The organism is Egibacter rhizosphaerae, from assembly GCF_004322855.1.
Taxonomy (GTDB): domain Bacteria; phylum Actinomycetota; class Nitriliruptoria; order Euzebyales; family Egibacteraceae; genus Egibacter; species Egibacter rhizosphaerae.
Genome location: NZ_CP036402.1, coordinates 1,261,806 through 1,278,019, shown reverse-complemented (window position 1 = coordinate 1,278,019; position 16,214 = coordinate 1,261,806). Strand labels below are relative to the sequence as shown.

Sequence of the window (16,214 nt, the reverse complement as noted above, 5' to 3'; positions counted from 1 at the left end):
CAAGCGGCTACAGGGCTGAGCGCCGCAGAGCGCCGATCAGTGAGCGACCGACGAGCACGTCCCAGCACCGCCGGGTGCCTACCAGCTGGGCGAACAGCCAGGAGGCACACATGCAGCATGACATGACCGCGTCCACCGGAGGAGTCGACTGGGCGACCGACACCAACGAGCAGTGCGTCATCGCCGCTGACGGCGCGGTGCTGCTGCGCGCGAACACCACCCATGACGCTGCCGGGATCCGCCGGCTGGTCAGCGCCTTCCTCGAGCACGGGGTCGACCGGGTCGCGATCGAACGGCCCGACGGGCCGGTCGTCGACGCGCTGATCGCCGCCGGAGTCGAGGTTGTCGTCGTGACGCCGCGGCAGGTGAAGAACTTGCGGGACCGCTACGGCGCCGCGGGCAACAAGGACGACCGCTTCGACGCCTACGTCCTCGCCGATGTGCTGCGCACCGACAGCCACCGGCTCGTCTGCCTGACCCCCGACAGCGCGCAGACCCTCGCGCTGCGCTCGGCCGTGCGCGCCCGCACCGACCTGGTCGAAGCGCGGGTGGCGATCTGCAACCAGCTGCGCGCTCACCTGCGCACGGTGTTCCCCGCCGCCGTCGGCCTGTTCGCTGACCTCGACTCGGCCGTGAGCCTGGCGTTTTTGTCCCGCTTCCCCAACGTCGACAAGGCCGCGTGGTTGTCTCACAAGCGGCTGGGCTCGTGGCTGGCCAAGCACGGCTACAGCGGGCGCACCCCCACCCAGACGCTGCTCGACCGGCTCGACGCCGGCCCCGAAGGGCTCACCGGCCAGGTGGCCGCTGCCGCAGCCCACACCACCCTCGCCTACGTCAAAACCCTGCAGGCGCTGCGCACACAGATCAGCGCGCTCGAGACCCAGATCCGCGAGCAGCTCGCCGGCCACCCCGACGCGGCGATCTTCACGAGCCTGCCCCGCTCGGGGCAGGTCCGCGCCGCCAAGCTGCTGGTCGAGATCGGCGACGCCCGCGGCCGCTTCCCCACCGACGCGTCGCTGGCCGCGCTCGCCGGCGCCGCACCCTCCACCCGACAGTCCGGACGCCACCACGTCGTGTCGTTCCGCTGGGCCTGCGACCACAAGCTCCGCGACGCCGTCACCGACTTCGCCGCCGACAGCCGCCACGCCAGCCCCTGGGCCGCCGCCATCTACGACCGCCACCGCGCCGCCGGCAAGACCCACCAACACGCCACCCGCATCCTCGCCCGCGCCTGGCTGCGCATCATCTGGCGCTGCTGGCAAGACCACACCGCCTACGACCCCACCCGACACGGCGGCAACCAACCGTTCCTGCCCCCCAGCCAAGAACTTCCAGCGGTAGCTTGACACAGGGCATCTCATCGCCGTTGCTCCGGGGTCTCTCCTGTTGGTGTCGCGCCGGGATGGCCCGCGGACACGAGCGGCAGTGTGGCCCCGAGCGGTTCGTCCGCGCTTCCCGGGGGCGCGGGGGGCAGGGGGCCCAGGGAGAGCAGGTGCCCCGTGCGGGCACGCAGTTCGGCCAGGGCCAACAGCGTGGCGCCGACGAGCCCGGCGGCGGTGACGGCGACGAGCCCGGCGATCCCGGGTACCGCGGGCTCGGGGGCGGCCAGCGCAGCTGCGGCGAAGAGCGCGAGGAGGCCGTTCCGCGCGACGGCCCGCCACGACAGGGGTTGCCGCGCGTCGCCGCCGAGGCAGGCGCAGGGGGAGGTGATGCCGCGGCGCAGCAGCAGGGCGAGGACCGCGGAGAAGCCGCCGAGCGCCAGGAGCGCGGCCGCGGCCCCGATCGCGGGCGTGGCCAGGAGCAGGAGCGCGAGCAGGGCCTCGCCGGCGACGAGCGCGGGAGCGAGCAGTCGGGGGGCGGGTAGGCGCAGCCCGCGGAGTGCCTCGACGGTCGCGGGCAGGGTGCGGCCCTTGGCCGCTGCGCTCCAGAGGAAGACCGCCGCCAGGCCCCAGGCGGCGGCCAGTCCGAGCTCACTCATCGGCCTGCTCCTCCGCTCCCGGCTCGCGTTCCCCGGTGTCCCCGGTGTCCCCGGTGTTCCCGCTCTCCTCGTCGCCCTCCTCGTGCTCGGCGTTCCCGGTGTCCTCGGTGTTCCCGCTCTCCTCGTCGCCCTCGGCGTCGCCGTCGGTCTGGCCGTTCGCATCCGTCTCGTCGTGCCGGGCCTCGGCCGCGGCCCCGTCGCCGGCCGCCTCCTCGAGCGCCCCGAGGGCCTGCTCGGGCACGGCGCTCGGCCCGCCGACGACGACGAGCCTCTCGATGGCGGCGGCGTGCTCGCGCACGAACTCCACCGCGGCCCCTCCGGGGTCGGCCGCGGGCTCGACCAGGAGGAGCGGGGCGTCGGCGGACGCGGCCAGTGCCCCGGCCGAGAGCGCATCGGGGAACGAGCGTCCGCTGGCGACCACCACTTCGCTGGGGTCCGTGCCCTCGTCGAGCCGCTCTCGCGCGGCCGCCACGGACGTCGCGACCCGGTCGTCGCCCGCGACCCGTCTGGCATCCGGCAACTGGTCCATGACGCCGTCGGCGACCGCCGCGGTGCCACCCACCACGACGGTGCCGTCCGGCCCGAGCCGGTCGATCGCAGCGGCCGTGTCGTCGGGCAACGCGTCGCGGCGCGTGAGCAACAGCGGTGTCTGGTCGGCGGCGGCGATGGCGGACCCGGTCACCGCATCGGCGAAGTCCTCGCCGGACGCGATCACGACCTGCGCCCCACCCTCGCCCGCCGTGGCGTCCTCGGTCGCGAGACGAGCCGCGGTGTCGTAACGGGTCACTCCCGCGACGCGAGTGAGCTCGACGTCCGCGCGGGCGAGATCGACCTCGGTGATGTAGGGGACCGGGGTGACGCCGCCGGCGACGACCGCGCGCTCGATCCCCAGCCCGTCGAGGGCGTCGCGGTCGTCGTCGCGGAGGCGGTCCGGGAGCAGCAGCAGCGGTGCGTCGAGGCTCGCCGACCGCACCGTCGCCACCAGCGCGTCGGCGAAGTCCCGACCCGTCGCCATCACGGCCTGCTCCGAGCCGTCGGGGTGGGCGCGCTCCGCGGCCAGGATGGCGGTGGCGAAGCGGTCGTCGCCTCCGAGTCGCTCGATCTCGAGGGTCTCGCCGACCTCCGGCGCCGGTGTCTCGTCCTCGTCGTGCTCGTCGGCGCGCACGTTCGCGACGTCGAGCAGCACGAGTGCCAGCGCGAGGAGTGCGATGGCCGTGAGGGGGCCGGCCGGGGCGATCCTGCGGGGCGGGGTGGGGTCCAAGGCTCGCCGTGCCTCCGTGGGGGAGAGGGTGCCGGGCCGACCATCCGGGCCGGCGTCGATTACGGGTGCAGCCTAGAGCGTTGCGCTGCGTGGCACGACATCGCGGTGCCCCCTGGCTACTCGTCCAATGGGGCGAACTCCGGGTCCGTATCGTGTGGATTGCCCGGAATGCGTGCGCCCCACGCGCCGTCGAGTTGCGTCGTGGCGGCCCAGCCGACGTCACCGGTGAGCTCGGGCAGCTCCTCCTCGGGCACCCGCAACTCGAGCGTCGGGCCGTCGATGGTGACCGCATCGTCCGGCAGCGGCTCCTGTTCGCCCGTCGACCAGTCCAGCACCCCCGTGACGAAGCCCTCGCCCTCCTGTTGCACGGACACGAGGGCCTGTGGCTCCCCGTCGACCGCGAGCTCGACCGACCAGAGCAGCAGCCCTTCGGTGTCGTCGGGTGGCGGACCACCGAGATCGAGCCGCGCGAGCACGCCGTCGTCGCCACGGGTCACCTCGGCGCGTTCCAGCTCGGCGGCCGCGGCGCGGTCGGGCTCGTGTTCGTCACCGGGTCCCTCGCCCTCGGGGGTGACCGGCGAGGGGCCCTCGCTCTCGATCGGGCCCGGCTCCTCGGGCGGTGGGCGCACGACATCCTCGCCATCGAGGGTGTCCCCCTCGGTGGAGTCCTCGTCACCGGGTGGCGCCTCCTCCTCGGCTTCGGGCGGGGCGTCGGATTCGGCGAGCTCGCGCGGGCCATCGTCCTCGCCGGCCTCGTCGGCACCGGTCCCGGACCCGGGGCCAGCAAGGGCGACGACCGCGGCGATACCGGCACCGAGGGCGAAGGTGCCGATGCCCGAGGCGATCACGATGCGGCGGCGTGGATCCACGTCCTCGACCTCGTGACGGGTGCGCTCGGTCGGGCGCGCTGGACTCCCGAGTGTAGGGTGACGGTGCGGTTCCGGCCGGGTTCGTTGCCCTCCCCGTGTACGTGGGCTATCCTTGCTGATGTCGGGCCGGGGTGAACTGTTGCGGCGCTTCCGGCCGAGACACCTCTTGGAATTCCTCCGTTCGCCGCTCTTGCGGTTTCGCGTGGCGTGTCGAGTCCTCGCCCGGCCGGAGGTTCCGCGTAAAGCCTCACGTTCGGAGTTCTGGCCGACGGGAGAGCATCAGCTGAAGCCGGTGAACACCCTCTTGAGCGCCGCCCGGAGTCGGGCCCCGCCCGTGTCCTCGGCGCACGAGCCAACGAGGTCGGTCACCGGCGCACCGGGAGCGTTCTGAACAGGAGTGCAGCCTCAATGGACCCCAGTGTCCTCGCTCGCAAGCCCCTCACAGAGCTGAAGGGGATCGCCGCGGAACTCAACATGCGCGGTTATCAGCGCCTGCGGAAGGCGGACCTCATCGACGCGATCGTGAAGACGGCCAACGAGCAGGGGGAACCCGCCGGCTGGTCGTCCGGGTCCGGGGAGGCGGGCGAAGGTGCCGCCACGTCGAGCAGGGCCGCGACGCGTGACGATGAGCAGCAGCCCGCGCGCCGCGAGGGCGACGGCGACGCCGACCGCTCCGGAGCGAACGGCCAGAGCCGCGAGGGAGCGGCCCGGACCCGGGTACGCACCCGCAGCCGCAGCGTCCCCGCCGACGACGAAGGTCAGCAGGACGGCGGCGGACGGGACGACGATCCTTCTGGCGCGTCGGCCGACCGCCCCGGCCAAGGGAAACAGGAGTCGGACGACCGCGGCGGTGCGGGCGGCGAGCAGGAGCAGGACGCCGGCTCCCCCGGCCGTGAGGAGCGGTCACGCGATGGAGGCCAGGCTCGCGAGGACGGCCGGGGCGGTCAGGACGGCCAGGCCGGCCAGGACAGCCAGGCCGGTCAGGACAACCAGGGCGGCCAGGGGCGCCAGGACAGCCAGGGCGGCGACGGGCGGTCCCGCGAGGGCGACGACGAGGAGGGCGGGAGCAACCGGCGCCGCCGGCGCAACCGCCAGAAGCGCCGCAACAAGGGGCAGGGCGGGGACCAGCCCGGTGGCGGTCCCCAGGGCCAGCCGCAACAGCAGGAGCTCGGCGAGGTGCGCGGCGGGGTGCTCGACATCCTGCCCGAGGGGTACGGGTTCCTGCGTGCGGAGGGACTCCTGCCCGGCGACAAGGACGCCTACGTCAGCCAGGGCATGATCAAGAAGGCGGGCCTGCGCCGCGGTGACGTCGTGAGCGGCCCGACGCGGCCGCAGAAGAACCAGGAGAAGGTTCCGGCGATCGCCCACATCGAGGACGTCAACGGCCAGCCCCTCGACGACCAGGGCCGGGTCGGACACCGTCCCGACTTCAAGGACATGACGCCGCTGTTCCCGACCGAGCGTCTCCCGCTCGAGACGCCCGACGGGCCGATCTCGATGCGGATCGTCGACCTCATGAGCCCGATCGGCAAGGGCCAGCGCGGCCTCATCGTGAGTCCCCCGAAGGCGGGCAAGACGACGATACTCAAGGAGCTCGGGCAGGCGATCAGCTACAACAACCCCGAGTGCCACGTCATGGTCGTCCTGGTCGACGAGCGTCCCGAGGAGGTCACCGACATGCGCCGGTCGGTGCCGGGCGAGATCATCGCCTCGACGTTCGACCGGCCGGCCGACGACCACACCCAGATCGCCGAGCTGTCGATGGAACGGGCCAAGCGGCTCGTCGAGGCCGGCCAGGACGTCGTCGTGCTGCTCGACTCGATCACCCGGCTGGCCCGCGCCTACAACCTGGCCGCGCCGGCCAGCGGGCGGATCATGTCCGGTGGTGTCGACTCGACCGCCCTCTACCCACCGAAGCGCTTCTTCGGGGCGGCCCGCAACATCGAGGGCGGCGGCAGCCTCACGATCATCGCGAGCGCGCTGATCGAGACCGGCTCCAAGATGGACGAGGTCATCTTCGAGGAGTTCAAGGGCACCGGGAACATGGAGCTGCGCCTCGACCGTCGGCTCGAGCAGAAGCGGATCTTCCCCGCCATCGACATCGAGGGGTCGGGCACCCGCAAGGAGGAGTTGCTGCTCGACCGCGAGGAGCTCGAGATCATCTGGAAGCTCCGCCGCGTGCTGCACGCCCTCGAGGGGCCGAGCGCGCTCGAGCTGCTCATCGACAAGATGAAGCAGACGCGGTCGAACAACCAGTTCCTCGTGCAGATCCAGAAGTCGAACCTGCAGACCTGACCCGGCGGGCCGCATCGGCCCCGGTCGCGTTACCCTTTCCATCCGCGTGCGGGCCGGGATCCGCACGCGTCGACCGACGAGCGAGGCGTTCGAGATGAAGTCCGAGATCCACCCCGAGTACGTGACCGCGTCCGTGCGGTGCTCGTGCGGCAACGAGTTCACGACGCGCAGCACGCAGTCCGAGATCCGCGTCGAGCTGTGCAACGAGTGCCACCCCTTCTACACGGGCCGGCAGAAGCTGGTCGACAGCGGCGGGCGAGTCGAGCGCTTCCGTCAGCGCTACGGCGACCGCCCGCGGCGCGGCGGCAAGGGCTAGGCGCCCCATCGAGCAAGCGAGCCCTCCGACGACCGAGGCGGCGTGAGTAGCGACGAGAGCAGCGGGAAGCGGCCCCACTACTACGGTGGGCAGGCGCTCATCGAAGGCGTGATGATGCGCGGGCAGTCGGTGTGGGCCTGCGCGGTGCGCCGTCCGCGGGGTGATATCCATGTCGAACGACATCCCGTGGGCGACTTCCCCGAGCGCCATCCCCTGTTCAAGCGGCCGTTCATTCGCGGGACCTACGCGCTCGTCGACGCGCTCAAGATCGGGACCCGGGCGCTGACGATCAGCGCGAACCAGTCGGTCGAGGAGGAGGAGCAGCTCTCCGGCAAGGAGCTCGGCGGCAGCCTGTTCGTCGCGCTGGCGCTGGTGATCGGGGTCTTCGTCGTCCTGCCGAACGTCGGCCTGGCGTTCGCGACCGACTGGCTCGGTGGCGGGACCCTGTACCACTTCGTCGAGGGGCTCGTTCGGATCGCCCTGTTCCTCGCCTACCTCGTCGGGATCAGCTTCCTGCCCGACATTCGACGCGTGTTCGCCTACCACGGGGCCGAGCACAAGACGATCGCGGCGTGGGAACACGGCGAGCCGCTCGAGCCCGATCGAGTGGATCACTACTCGACGGTGCACGTGCGCTGCGGCACGAACTTCCTCGTCATGGTCTTCCTGCTCGCCATCCTCGTCTACTCGGTGGCCGGCGCGATCGTGCCGGCCCCCGAGGCGGGCCTCCTGGCGACGATGACGTATCACATCGTGCTGCGGATCGTCCTCCTGCCCGTCATCGCCGGACTGGCCTACGAGGGCCTGCGGCTCGGCGCCGGGCACCGCAACGTGTTCGTGCGCGCGCTCATGGCGCCCGGCCAGTGGCTGCAGAAGATCACGACGAAGCCGCCGGAGCGCGACATGATCGAGGTCGCGATCCGCTCTTTCGAGGCCGTCGTGCCCCGCAGCGAGTACGAGCGCCAGCCCCCGCGAGCCGAAGCGCTGCCCTCGACGCTGTCCTGGGGCCCGGACGAGGCCGATCCCGAGACGGTCTACGCGCTGGCGCCCGACCACAAGCCTGACCGCGGGGGCCCGCCCGATGAGGCCCACGAGGTCTCCCCGGGGGAGGAGGCCACGGGCCTGCCCGCCACGGACTCCTCCGGGACGACCACGACGGCAGCCGACGGCTCCGACGGTCTCGACGACGCGACGGACCCGGCTGGGCGGGAGCCGCGCTCCGGTCGCTAGCGGGTGGCAGCCCGACGGCCCGCCACCCGCCAGACCGGAGAGCATGATGGAGGATCTGCGACCACGCCTCGAGGAGCTCGTGCGCACCCACGCCGAGCTGGAGGCCGCGCTCGCCGACCCCGAGGTCCTCGGGGACCACAAGCGCTACCGCGAGACCGCGAAGCGTCACGCGGACCTGACCGAGGTGGTGCGCGTGTACGACTCGTACACGCAGGCGGTCGAGGACGCCGCGGCCGCTCGGGAGCTCGCGAAGGAGAGCGAGGGCGAGGACCGCGACGCGTTCCGCGCCGAGGCGGAGCAGAACGAGGCGCGGGCGGAGGAGCTCGGTCAGCGCCTGCGGGTGCTGCTGTTGCCGAAGGACCCGAACGACGACAAGGACGTGATCGTCGAGATCCGCGCCGGCGCCGGGGGCGACGAGGCCGCCCTGTTCGCCGGTGAGCTGCACCGGATGTACACCCGTTTCGCCGAGCGCCAGGGCTGGCGCGTCGAGGACCTGTCGGCCTCCGAGGGCAGCGTGGGGGGCGTCAAGGAGGTCGTGTTCCAGGTGTCCGGCGACGGGGTGTGGCCGCGGCTCAAGCACGAGTCGGGGGTGCACCGCGTGCAGCGGGTCCCGCAGACGGAGTCCCAGGGGCGCATCCACACCTCGACCGCCTCGGTGGCGGTCATGCCCGAGGCGGAGGACGTGGACGTCCAGGTCGCGGAGCACGAGTTGAAGGTCGACACCTATCGGGCGTCCGGGCCGGGGGGCCAGTCCGTCAACACGACGGACTCGGCGGTGCGGATCACCCACTTGCCGACCGGCGTCGTCGTGTCGATGCAGGACGAGAAGTCCCAGTTGCAGAACCGCGAGAAGGCGATGCGGGTGCTGCGTGCGCGGCTGTTGCAGGCCGAGCAGGAGCGTCAGGCCCAGGAGCGCGCCGACCAGCGCGCCGCGCAGATCGGTTCCGGCGACCGGTCGGAGAAGATCCGCACCTACAACTTCCCGCAGACGCGGATCACCGACCACCGCATCGGAGTGACCGTCCACAACTTGGAGGACGTCCTGGGCGGGCAGCTCGACGAGATCGTCGAGGCGTTGTCACAGGAGGAGCAGCGGCGCCGCCTGGAGGCCCTGTCCGACGGCGAGGAACCGGCGGCGGCAGGATCATGAGCCCGACCGTGCGCGACGTGCGTGCGCGTACGGCGGCGACGCTCGCCGCGGCCGGGGTGCCGAGCCCCACCGTCGACGCGGATGCGCTGCTCTGCGCCGTCCTGGACTGGCGGGGGTCCGAGCTCGCCACGCGCGCCGATGCGGCGCTGCCCGCGCCCGCCACCGAACGCCTGGGCGAGCTCGTCGATCGCCGCGCCGCCCGCGAGCCGCTGCAGCTGGTGCTGGGCACGACCGGATTTCGCCACGTCGACCTCATGGTCGGCCCCGGCGTCTTCGTCCCCCGGCCCGAGACCGAGATCCTCGCCGGTGAGGCCATCGCGCGCACACCCGAGGGCGGCGTGGTCGTCGAGCCCTGCACGGGCACCGGCGCTGTGGCGATCGCGGTCGCCACCGAGGCCCGGCCCGGCGAGGTGCACGCGACCGACCGGGAGGCCGCCGCGGTGGATCTGGCCCGCCACAACGCCCGTCGCTGCGGTGCGGCCGTGTCGGTGGCGCGCGGCGACCTGCTCGATCCGTTGCCGCTCCGGCTCTGTGGCTCGGTCGACGTCCTCGTGGCGAACCCTCCCTACGTCGCGGAGGGCGAGACCGGGCAGCTCCCGCCCGAGGTCGCCGGCTGGGACCCGCGCTCCGCGCTCGTGGCGGGTCCGACCGGCCACGAGGTGAGCGACCGCCTCCTCGCCCTCGCGGGGGAGTGGCTCACGCCCGGTGGTTGGGTGCTGCTGGAGGTCGCGGAGCACCGCGCCGCGCAGACCGCGGCGCGGGCGGAGCGAATCGGGTTGGTCGAGGCGGACGTGGTCCGCGACCTCGCCGGGCGTGACCGCGTGGTGCTGGCTCGGCGGTCGGGACCGGCACGCGTAGCATCGGGCGCGTGAGCGATGTGCTGCCGGCGGACGATCCCGCGACCACCGAACGGCTGACCGCCGAGCTGCGGGCCGGCCTGCTCGTCGTGGCGCCCGCGGAGCACACGTACGCGGTCATCGCGGACGGGTTTACCCCGACCGCGACGCGTCGTCTGCTGCGGGCCCGCGGGGCCGGCCGCAACCGTCCCGTGCCGGTCGCCATCCGGACGCCCTACCAGATCACGGCGGTCGCACAGGACGTGGGTGACGCGGCCCGGGCGCTGATGGACGCGTTCTGGCCGGGCCCGCTGACCCTGGTCCTGCGGGCGGTCCCGGGGCTGGGCGTCGACCTCGGCAACGCCCGCGGCACGATCCAGGTCCGCATGCCGTCTGAGCCCCTGCTCGACGAGCTCATCGCTGAGCTCGGGCCACTGGCGCTCACCGGCGCGCACCGCAGGGGTCGTGCCCGGCCGAGCACCGTGGAGGAAGCCCGCGAGGAGCTCGGTGACAGCGCCGCCGTCTATGCTGACGGCGGTCCGCGCGAGGGTCCGCTGTCCACGATCGTCGATGCGCGCGGTGACCGGGTCGCGGTCCTGCGCGAGGGTGAGCTCGACACCGATGCCGTGCGCGACGTTGTGGGCGCCGACCGACTCGTGGCGCCCGCCAGGGCGCCAGCCACCGGCGAGCAGGGCGCCGCGGACCTACCGGCGCCCGACGACCCACCGGCGCGCGATGGCGCCACCGAGCGCACGGCGGACCCAGCGGCGCCCGATGGCGCCACCGAGCGCACGCCGAGTGCCTCCGAGGACCCGGTGGCAGACGAGGCGTCGAACGCCGAGGAAGATGAGCGATGACCGCACGGATTGCGATCGGCAGCGACCACGCGGGCGTGGAGCTGAAGGATCACCTCGTGGCCTGGCTGCGCGAGGCCGGCTACGAGCCGATCGATCACGGTACCCACGGCTCCGAGTCCGTCGATTACCCACCGGTCATGGCGGGTGTTGCCCGTTCGGTTGTGGCCGGCGAGGCGGATCGTGGCATCGTGATCGGAGGCAGCGGCCAAGGAGAGCAGTTGGCCGCGAACAAGGTTCGCGGCGTCCGGGCCGCGCTCTGCAACGACCTGTACACCGCCCGCTTGGCGCGGGCGCACAATGACGCGAACGTGCTCGCCGTCGGCGCGCGTGTGGTCGGCACGGGGCTCGCCGAGGAGATCGTCGAGCGCTGGCTCACCACCCCGTTCGAGGGTGGACGTCACACGCGACGCGTCGAGCAGATCCACGACATCGAAGCCGAGGAGACGAGATGACCACCTGGGGACCCGACTACGACGCGCTCGAGCGGACCGACCCCGAGCTCGCGGCCGCGATCGGTGACGAACTGCACCGGCAGCGGACGTACCTGCAGCTGATCGCGAGCGAGAACTTCACCACGCCGGAGGTGCTCGCGGCGCAGGGCAGCGTGCTCACGAACAAGTACGCCGAGGGGTATCCGGGGCGCCGCTACTACGGCGGCTGCGAACACGTCGACGTGGCCGAGGAGCTCGCCCGGGACCGGCTGACCGCGCTCTTCGGGGCCGAGCACGCCAACGTGCAGCCGCACTCGGGGGCGCAGGCGAACATGGCCGCGTTCACGGCGCTCGGCCTGGAGCACGGCGACACCCTCATGGCGATGTCGCTCGACCACGGTGGCCACCTGACCCACGGCGCGAAGGTCAACTTCAGCGGCAAGTGGTACGAGATCGCGGCGTACGGCGTCGATCCCGCCTCCGAGCAGATCGACTACGACGAGGTCCGCCGGCTCGCCCGCGAGCACCGACCCAAGGTGATCCTCACCGGCTACACCGCCTACCCCCGGGCGATCGACTTCGCGGCGTTCCGTGAGATCGCCGACGAGGTCGGCGCGAAGCTCCACGTCGACGCTGCGCACTTCTGCGGGCTGGTCGCCGGCGGGGCGCACCCGGACCCGGTGCCGTACGCCGACATGGTCACGTTCACGACCCACAAGACGATGCGCGGGCCCCGCGGCGGCGCGATCCTCTGCGGGCAGGAGTACGCCAAGGCGGTGGACAAGGCGGTCTTCCCGTTCCTGCAGGGAGGGCCCCAGATGCACTCGATCGCCGCGAAGGCGGTCGCCTTCAAGCAGGCCGCCCAGCCGGAGTTCCGGGACTACGCGCACCAGGTCGTGACGAACGCCCGCGCGCTGGCCGAGGCCCTCGAGGGCCACGGCGTGCGGATCGTCGCCGGCGGCACCGACATCCACTACCTCCTCGCCGACGTGAGCGCGGTCGGCGAGGACGACAACGGGGTGGAGATCACCGGGAAGGTCGCCGAGCAGCGGCTCGACCAGGCCGGTATCACCCTCAACAAGAACGCGATCCCGTTCGATCCCAAGCCCCCGATGGTCGCCAGCGGCGTCCGGGTCGGTGTGCCGAGCGTCACCACCCAGGGGATGCAGACCGCCGAGATGCGGGAGATCGCCACGCTGATCGCGCGGGTCCTGCAAGACGAGGGCGAGGTCGGTGCGGTCCGCGAGGAGGTCACCAAGCTCACGGGCCGGTTCCCGGTCTACGTCTGAGGCGCCCGGCCCGGGCAACGGGGTGACGCCCGGGCACGAGCAACGGAGCGACGCTCCGGGCGCGAGCAACGGGGCGACGCTCCGGGTCCGGGCAACGGGGTGACGCTGCGGGCGTGAGCATCGGGCAGTGTGCTCACGGCGGACGCACCCCGTTGCGGGAATGGCGCCGGTACGGCGCGGCCCGTAGCCTTTCGACCGATGTCCCATTCCACCGAAGCCGGCTCTGCCGGGTCCGCCGGGACGGTCGTCCCCGCCGGTGACGCCGGCGGGGACGGGCACGCCCGCGACGACACCAGCCGGGGGGCCGACTGGCGCGGTGTCGACCAGGGCTCCGTGATGTCCGGCGAGCTGCTGTCCGGCCTGCTCATCTGGGGCGGGGTCGGCTGGCTGCTGGACTCGTGGCTCGGCACGGGCCCGTGGCTCTTCGTGATCGGTGCCCTGGTCGGAAACGGCACGGGGCTGTGGCTGATGTGGTGGCGCAGCACGCACACGCCCGCGGCCGCGGGTACCGGTCGCGACGGCGGTGAAGGACGAACGGGGGCGCCGACGATCCCGCCAGGAGCGGACGCTGCGGCGGGGCGCTCTCCCCTGCGACGGGCCCTGACCCGCGTGTGCTGGGGTCGGCGAGCGTGAGCAGGGCGGCGCGGGCGGCCCGGTTGGCGTGCGACACGAGATCGTGAAACAATTCACATCGGCGGTTCCGGGGTCCACGCCCCCGGGCACTGCCGAGCCGACATCAGCGTGGGAACGCACCCGTGGGACGCCCCAGCGAGCGCGTGCTCGCTCGCTGCGTCCCCGACGGGTGGACGATCGACGAACAGGAGCGACGTGGCCGGCAGCACCGCGCAACGGAGCGTGGGCGTGACCCCCGAGGTCCGCCTCGCGTTGATCACCTTGGTCGCCGGGGTGGTCGTCGTGGCGCTGGTGGCCCTGGGTGCGGGCCTCCTGCGCGGCTCGGCGGGGCTCGTCGCCGGCGCGATCGGGGCCGGCATGGTCGCTGCGACCTTCGGCCTCGCGGCGCTCGGGCTGGTCTGGGTGGCCGTCCGCGCGCCCCACCGAGCCGCCGCGGTCCTCGGCGGAGGTGCTGTTGCGCGGCTCATCGTCTATGCTCTGGCGCTGGCCGCCCTCTCAGGGGTGGAGGGGATCGATCGGCCTGCGCTGGCGATCTCCACACTGGTCGCGTTCGCGGTGCTCCTCGCCATCGAGTTGCGGGTGCTCTCGACGAACCCGAAGCTGTTCGGGGTCAAGGCGTCGAGCGAGCCCGGCACGACCCCTGCGCGGAATCCGAACCCCGACGAGGCCTCGCACGAAGCGGCCTCGAGCCCGAGCCACGCAAGCGAGAAGGAGCAGACCAGGTGACGTTCACGTCCCTGCCGGTCCTGGCGGCTGCCGAGTGGGGCGGGGAGTTCGAGGGCGCGCTCGACGACATCAACGCGCTCTTCGACTTCCCGCCGGTCATCGAGCTCTCGATCGCGGGCCTCGACCTGTCGATCAACCGCACGATCCTGATCGCGTGGTTCATGACGCTCGTGGTCGCGGTGCTGTTCGGACTGGCGTTCCGCAAGCCCGAGATCGTTCCCGGCAAGCTTCAGGCCGCCTGCGAAGCGATCGTGGACTTCGTCCGCAACGGGATCGCGCTGGAGATCATCGGCCAGCGGGGGCTCAAGTTCGTGCCCTTGCTGACCACGATGCTCGTCACGATCTTCCTGCTGAACCTGGCGAAGATCACGCCGTTCATCATGATGCCGCCCACCTCCCGGATGGCCTGGCCCTTCTTCTTCGCGTTGCTGGCCTGGGTCATCTACCTGGTGGTGGGGTTCCGCGAGCACGGCGTGCTGGGTTATCTCAAGCAGAACGCCTTCCCCGAGGGCGTACCGAAGGTCGCGTACGTGCTCATCACGCCGATCGAGCTGCTGACGGTCATCGTCCTGCGCCCGTTCACCCTGGCGATCCGACTCTTTGCGAACATGGTGGCCGGCCACATCCTGGTCGTGCTGACCCTGGTGGCCATCCACGTCTTCCTGCACCCGGCGCAGGGCTTCGGGATCGGCATCGGCGTGTTCGCGCTCGCCGCCTCCCCGGTGGTGTTCGCCTTCGAGCTCTTGATCATCAGCCTGCAGGCCTACATTTTCACCCTGCTGACAGCGGTGTACATCGACAGTTCCTTGGAAGCGCACTGACCCCGGGTCACGTGCCCCCAGTCCGACCGTGAATGATGCGACGCACTGACGTCGCAAGGAGGAATGCATGGAGAACCCAGGGCTCATCTACGGCCTGGCCGCGATTGGCCCGGGCGTCGGCCTCGGTATCCTCATCGGGAAGGCCATCGAGGCGATGGCGCGCCAGCCGGAGGCGATCGGCATCGTCCGGACCAACATGTTCATCGGCATCGCGGTGATCGAGGCGCTGGCGCTGCTCGGCTTCGTCCTCGTGTTCGCGGTCTAGCGACCGACGACCCACGTTGCCCGAGAGGAGCCGCTGATGTTCGCGATCCACGCAATGCCCGTGCTGGCCCAGGACGAGGGCCTCGTCCTGCTCCCGGACACCGCAGAGCTGATCTGGGGCGTCGTCGCCTTCGCCATCCTGATGGCGTTCATGTCGTGGTTCGTCTTCCCGCGCCTCAACCAGGGGCTCGAGACGCGGCAGCAGGCCGTGCAGTCGAGCCTCGAGGACGCCGAGCGGGCCAAGCACGAGGCCGAGGAGGCCCGGCGCGAGTACCAGGCACGCATCGACGAGGCGCGCCAGGAGGCCGACCGCATTCTGCAGGAAGCCCGCGAGCAGGCTGAAGAGGTCCGCCGTGAGGCCGCGAGCCGCGGCGAGGAGGAGGCGCGTCAGATCGTCGAGCGTGCCCGCGAGGACATCGAGGCCGAGCGCAGCCGCCTTGTGAGTGAACTGCGCGGGCAGGTCGCCACGCTGGCCGTCGACCTGGCGGGCAGGATCGTGGAGAAGGAGATCGACGCCGACCGCCACACCGAGCTCGTGGACCGCTACATCGACGAGCTCGTGGGGTCCAACTAGCTACTGTGCACTGCCGGTTGCCGGTCGACCGGTCCCGCACCACCGAGGGAGACAATACCGATGGCCGCACGTGACACCGTGTCGGGCTACGCCCGGGCCCTGGTTGCCGCCGCGCAGGCCGAGGGCGAGCTCGAGCGCGTCGCGGACGAACTGTTCCGGTTCGCTCGCACCGTCCAGCAGTCCCCGGAACTCGCTGACGCGCTCATGAACCCCGGCGTGGGCGTCGGCGAGCGTCTGGCGAGCGTCGAACGCCTGCTCGAAGGCCGCGCGCACCCCGTGACGGTCGGATGCGTGCTGTTGGTGGTCCAATCGGGTCACGCGCGCGAGCTGGCCGCCGTCAGCGAGGAAGCCGCGCGGCTCGCGGCCGAGGAGAGCAACCGCGAGCTCGCCGAGGTGCGCACCGCGACCGAGCTATCGGCCGACCAGCGCGAGCGGCTCACCAACGCGCTGGAGCGTGCAACGGGGAAGACTGTCGATCTGAAGGTCATCGTCGATCCCGAGGTCGTGGGCGGACTCGTCGCGCGCGTCGGCGACACCGTGATCGATGGCACCGTGGCCAAGCGCCTCGCCGATGTCCGTACCCGTGTGACCGGCTGAGCTGCCCGCACCCGCAGACCGTGATATCCGTCCCACAGAACCACATCGGGTCAGCAAGCCCACCCCTGACCGGGGCGCACCCGTTGG

Annotated in this window: 18 protein-coding genes; 15 read left to right on the top strand and 3 right to left on the bottom strand. The window is 72.1% G+C overall.

Features of this window, described 5'->3' with window-relative positions; genetic code table 11:
- The first annotated feature begins 110 nt into the window (after positions 1-110).
- Positions 111-1,346 carry an IS110 family RNA-guided transposase gene (locus tag ER308_RS05985; protein WP_131154129.1) on the top strand — a complete coding sequence of 412 codons (1,236 nt, stop codon included), beginning with the start codon at positions 111-113 and terminating at the stop codon, positions 1,344-1,346.
- Positions 1,347-1,357: 11 nt separating this feature from the next.
- Here the strand turns inward: ER308_RS05985 and ER308_RS05980 are convergent, their stop codons facing one another.
- The 3 genes from ER308_RS05980 to ER308_RS05970 form a co-directional block, all read right to left on the bottom strand.
- Positions 1,358-1,978 carry a MauE/DoxX family redox-associated membrane protein gene (locus tag ER308_RS05980; RefSeq protein WP_131154128.1) on the bottom strand — a complete coding sequence of 207 codons (621 nt, stop codon included), beginning with the start codon at positions 1,976-1,978 and terminating at the stop codon, positions 1,358-1,360.
- Positions 1,971-3,239 carry a cell wall-binding repeat-containing protein gene (locus ER308_RS05975; RefSeq protein ID WP_131154127.1) on the bottom strand — a complete coding sequence of 423 codons (1,269 nt, stop codon included), beginning with the start codon at positions 3,237-3,239 and terminating at the stop codon, positions 1,971-1,973. Before ER308_RS05975 ends, ER308_RS05980 begins: the two co-directional genes overlap by 8 nt.
- 116 nt (positions 3,240-3,355) lie before the next feature.
- On the bottom strand, positions 3,356-4,108 hold the full coding sequence (locus ER308_RS05970; RefSeq protein ID WP_131154126.1) for a hypothetical protein: 753 nt from the start codon (positions 4,106-4,108) through the stop codon (positions 3,356-3,358).
- A gap of 408 nt (positions 4,109-4,516) precedes the next feature.
- On the opposite strand from ER308_RS05970, the gene rho reads away from it, so the two are divergent.
- The 14 genes from rho to atpH all read left to right on the top strand — a co-directional run bounded on the left by rho (position 4,517) and on the right by atpH (position 16,127).
- Entirely contained in the window at positions 4,517-6,403 is a 1,887-nt protein-coding gene (rho, locus tag ER308_RS05965) for a transcription termination factor Rho (protein WP_131154125.1), read from the top strand.
- Between the two features lie 46 nt (positions 6,404-6,449).
- Complete coding sequence (gene rpmE / locus ER308_RS05960; RefSeq protein ID WP_420826210.1) at positions 6,450-6,719, top strand: 50S ribosomal protein L31; 270 nt, start codon at positions 6,450-6,452, stop codon at positions 6,717-6,719.
- A gap of 42 nt (positions 6,720-6,761) precedes the next feature.
- The gene (locus ER308_RS05955) at positions 6,762-7,949 is read left to right on the top strand and encodes a DUF1385 domain-containing protein (RefSeq protein ID WP_131154124.1); all 1,188 of its coding nucleotides are present in this window, start codon (positions 6,762-6,764) and stop codon (positions 7,947-7,949) included.
- A 43-nt stretch (positions 7,950-7,992) separates the two neighbouring features.
- Positions 7,993-9,099 (top strand): peptide chain release factor 1, encoded by a 1,107-nt coding sequence (gene prfA, locus ER308_RS05950; protein ID WP_240731993.1) that lies wholly within the window; start codon positions 7,993-7,995, stop codon positions 9,097-9,099.
- A complete protein-coding gene (gene prmC / locus ER308_RS05945; protein WP_131154123.1) occupies positions 9,096-9,971 on the top strand; it encodes a peptide chain release factor N(5)-glutamine methyltransferase in 876 nt (291 codons plus the stop codon). The genes prfA and prmC overlap by 4 nt, the downstream gene beginning before the upstream one ends.
- Positions 9,968-10,792 (top strand): L-threonylcarbamoyladenylate synthase, encoded by an 825-nt coding sequence (locus ER308_RS05940; protein ID WP_131154122.1) that lies wholly within the window; start codon positions 9,968-9,970, stop codon positions 10,790-10,792. The genes prmC and ER308_RS05940 overlap by 4 nt, the downstream gene beginning before the upstream one ends.
- Complete coding sequence (gene rpiB / locus ER308_RS05935; RefSeq protein WP_131154121.1) at positions 10,789-11,244, top strand: ribose 5-phosphate isomerase B; 456 nt, start codon at positions 10,789-10,791, stop codon at positions 11,242-11,244. Before ER308_RS05940 ends, rpiB begins: the two co-directional genes overlap by 4 nt.
- Complete coding sequence (locus tag ER308_RS05930) at positions 11,241-12,512, top strand: serine hydroxymethyltransferase (RefSeq protein ID WP_131154120.1); 1,272 nt, start codon at positions 11,241-11,243, stop codon at positions 12,510-12,512. The genes rpiB and ER308_RS05930 overlap by 4 nt, the downstream gene beginning before the upstream one ends.
- 198 nt (positions 12,513-12,710) lie before the next feature.
- Positions 12,711-13,145: an AtpZ/AtpI family protein gene (locus ER308_RS05925; RefSeq protein WP_205745928.1), complete on the top strand. Its 435-nt coding sequence runs from the start codon at positions 12,711-12,713 to the stop codon at positions 13,143-13,145.
- Positions 13,146-13,340: 195 nt separating this feature from the next.
- Positions 13,341-13,871: a hypothetical protein gene (locus ER308_RS05920; protein WP_131154119.1), complete on the top strand. Its 531-nt coding sequence runs from the start codon at positions 13,341-13,343 to the stop codon at positions 13,869-13,871.
- Complete coding sequence (atpB, locus tag ER308_RS05915; RefSeq protein ID WP_131154118.1) at positions 13,868-14,692, top strand: F0F1 ATP synthase subunit A; 825 nt, start codon at positions 13,868-13,870, stop codon at positions 14,690-14,692. The genes ER308_RS05920 and atpB overlap by 4 nt, the downstream gene beginning before the upstream one ends.
- Before the next feature lie 67 nt (positions 14,693-14,759).
- A complete protein-coding gene (gene atpE, locus ER308_RS05910) occupies positions 14,760-14,957 on the top strand; it encodes an ATP synthase F0 subunit C (RefSeq protein ID WP_131154117.1) in 198 nt (65 codons plus the stop codon).
- Positions 14,958-14,993: 36 nt separating this feature from the next.
- Positions 14,994-15,530 carry a F0F1 ATP synthase subunit B gene (gene atpF / locus ER308_RS05905; protein WP_131154116.1) on the top strand — a complete coding sequence of 179 codons (537 nt, stop codon included), beginning with the start codon at positions 14,994-14,996 and terminating at the stop codon, positions 15,528-15,530.
- A gap of 60 nt (positions 15,531-15,590) precedes the next feature.
- Positions 15,591-16,127 (top strand): ATP synthase F1 subunit delta, encoded by a 537-nt coding sequence (atpH, locus tag ER308_RS05900; RefSeq protein WP_131154115.1) that lies wholly within the window; start codon positions 15,591-15,593, stop codon positions 16,125-16,127.
- Positions 16,128-16,214 lie beyond the last annotated feature (87 nt).

Excerpts from the sequence above, each read along its gene's own strand:
- atpE (WP_131154117.1), top strand. The coding sequence starts at position 14,760 with ATGGAGAACCCAGGGCTCATCTACGGCCTGGCCGCGATTGGCCCGGGC.
- rho (WP_131154125.1), top strand. The coding sequence starts at position 4,517 with ATGGACCCCAGTGTCCTCGCTCGCAAGCCCCTCACAGAGCTGAAGGGG.
- ER308_RS05930 (WP_131154120.1), top strand. The coding sequence starts at position 11,241 with ATGACCACCTGGGGACCCGACTACGACGCGCTCGAGCGGACCGACCCC.
- ER308_RS05985 (WP_131154129.1), top strand. The coding sequence starts at position 111 with ATGCAGCATGACATGACCGCGTCCACCGGAGGAGTCGACTGGGCGACC.
- prfA (WP_240731993.1), top strand. The coding sequence starts at position 7,993 with ATGATGGAGGATCTGCGACCACGCCTCGAGGAGCTCGTGCGCACCCAC.
- ER308_RS05925 (WP_205745928.1), top strand. The coding sequence starts at position 12,711 with ATGTCCCATTCCACCGAAGCCGGCTCTGCCGGGTCCGCCGGGACGGTC.
- atpF (WP_131154116.1), top strand. The coding sequence starts at position 14,994 with ATGTTCGCGATCCACGCAATGCCCGTGCTGGCCCAGGACGAGGGCCTC.
- ER308_RS05980 (WP_131154128.1), bottom strand. The coding sequence starts at position 1,978 with ATGAGTGAGCTCGGACTGGCCGCCGCCTGGGGCCTGGCGGCGGTCTTC.
- prmC (WP_131154123.1), top strand. The coding sequence starts at position 9,096 with ATGAGCCCGACCGTGCGCGACGTGCGTGCGCGTACGGCGGCGACGCTC.
- atpH (WP_131154115.1), top strand. The coding sequence starts at position 15,591 with ATGGCCGCACGTGACACCGTGTCGGGCTACGCCCGGGCCCTGGTTGCC.
- rpiB (WP_131154121.1), top strand. The coding sequence starts at position 10,789 with ATGACCGCACGGATTGCGATCGGCAGCGACCACGCGGGCGTGGAGCTG.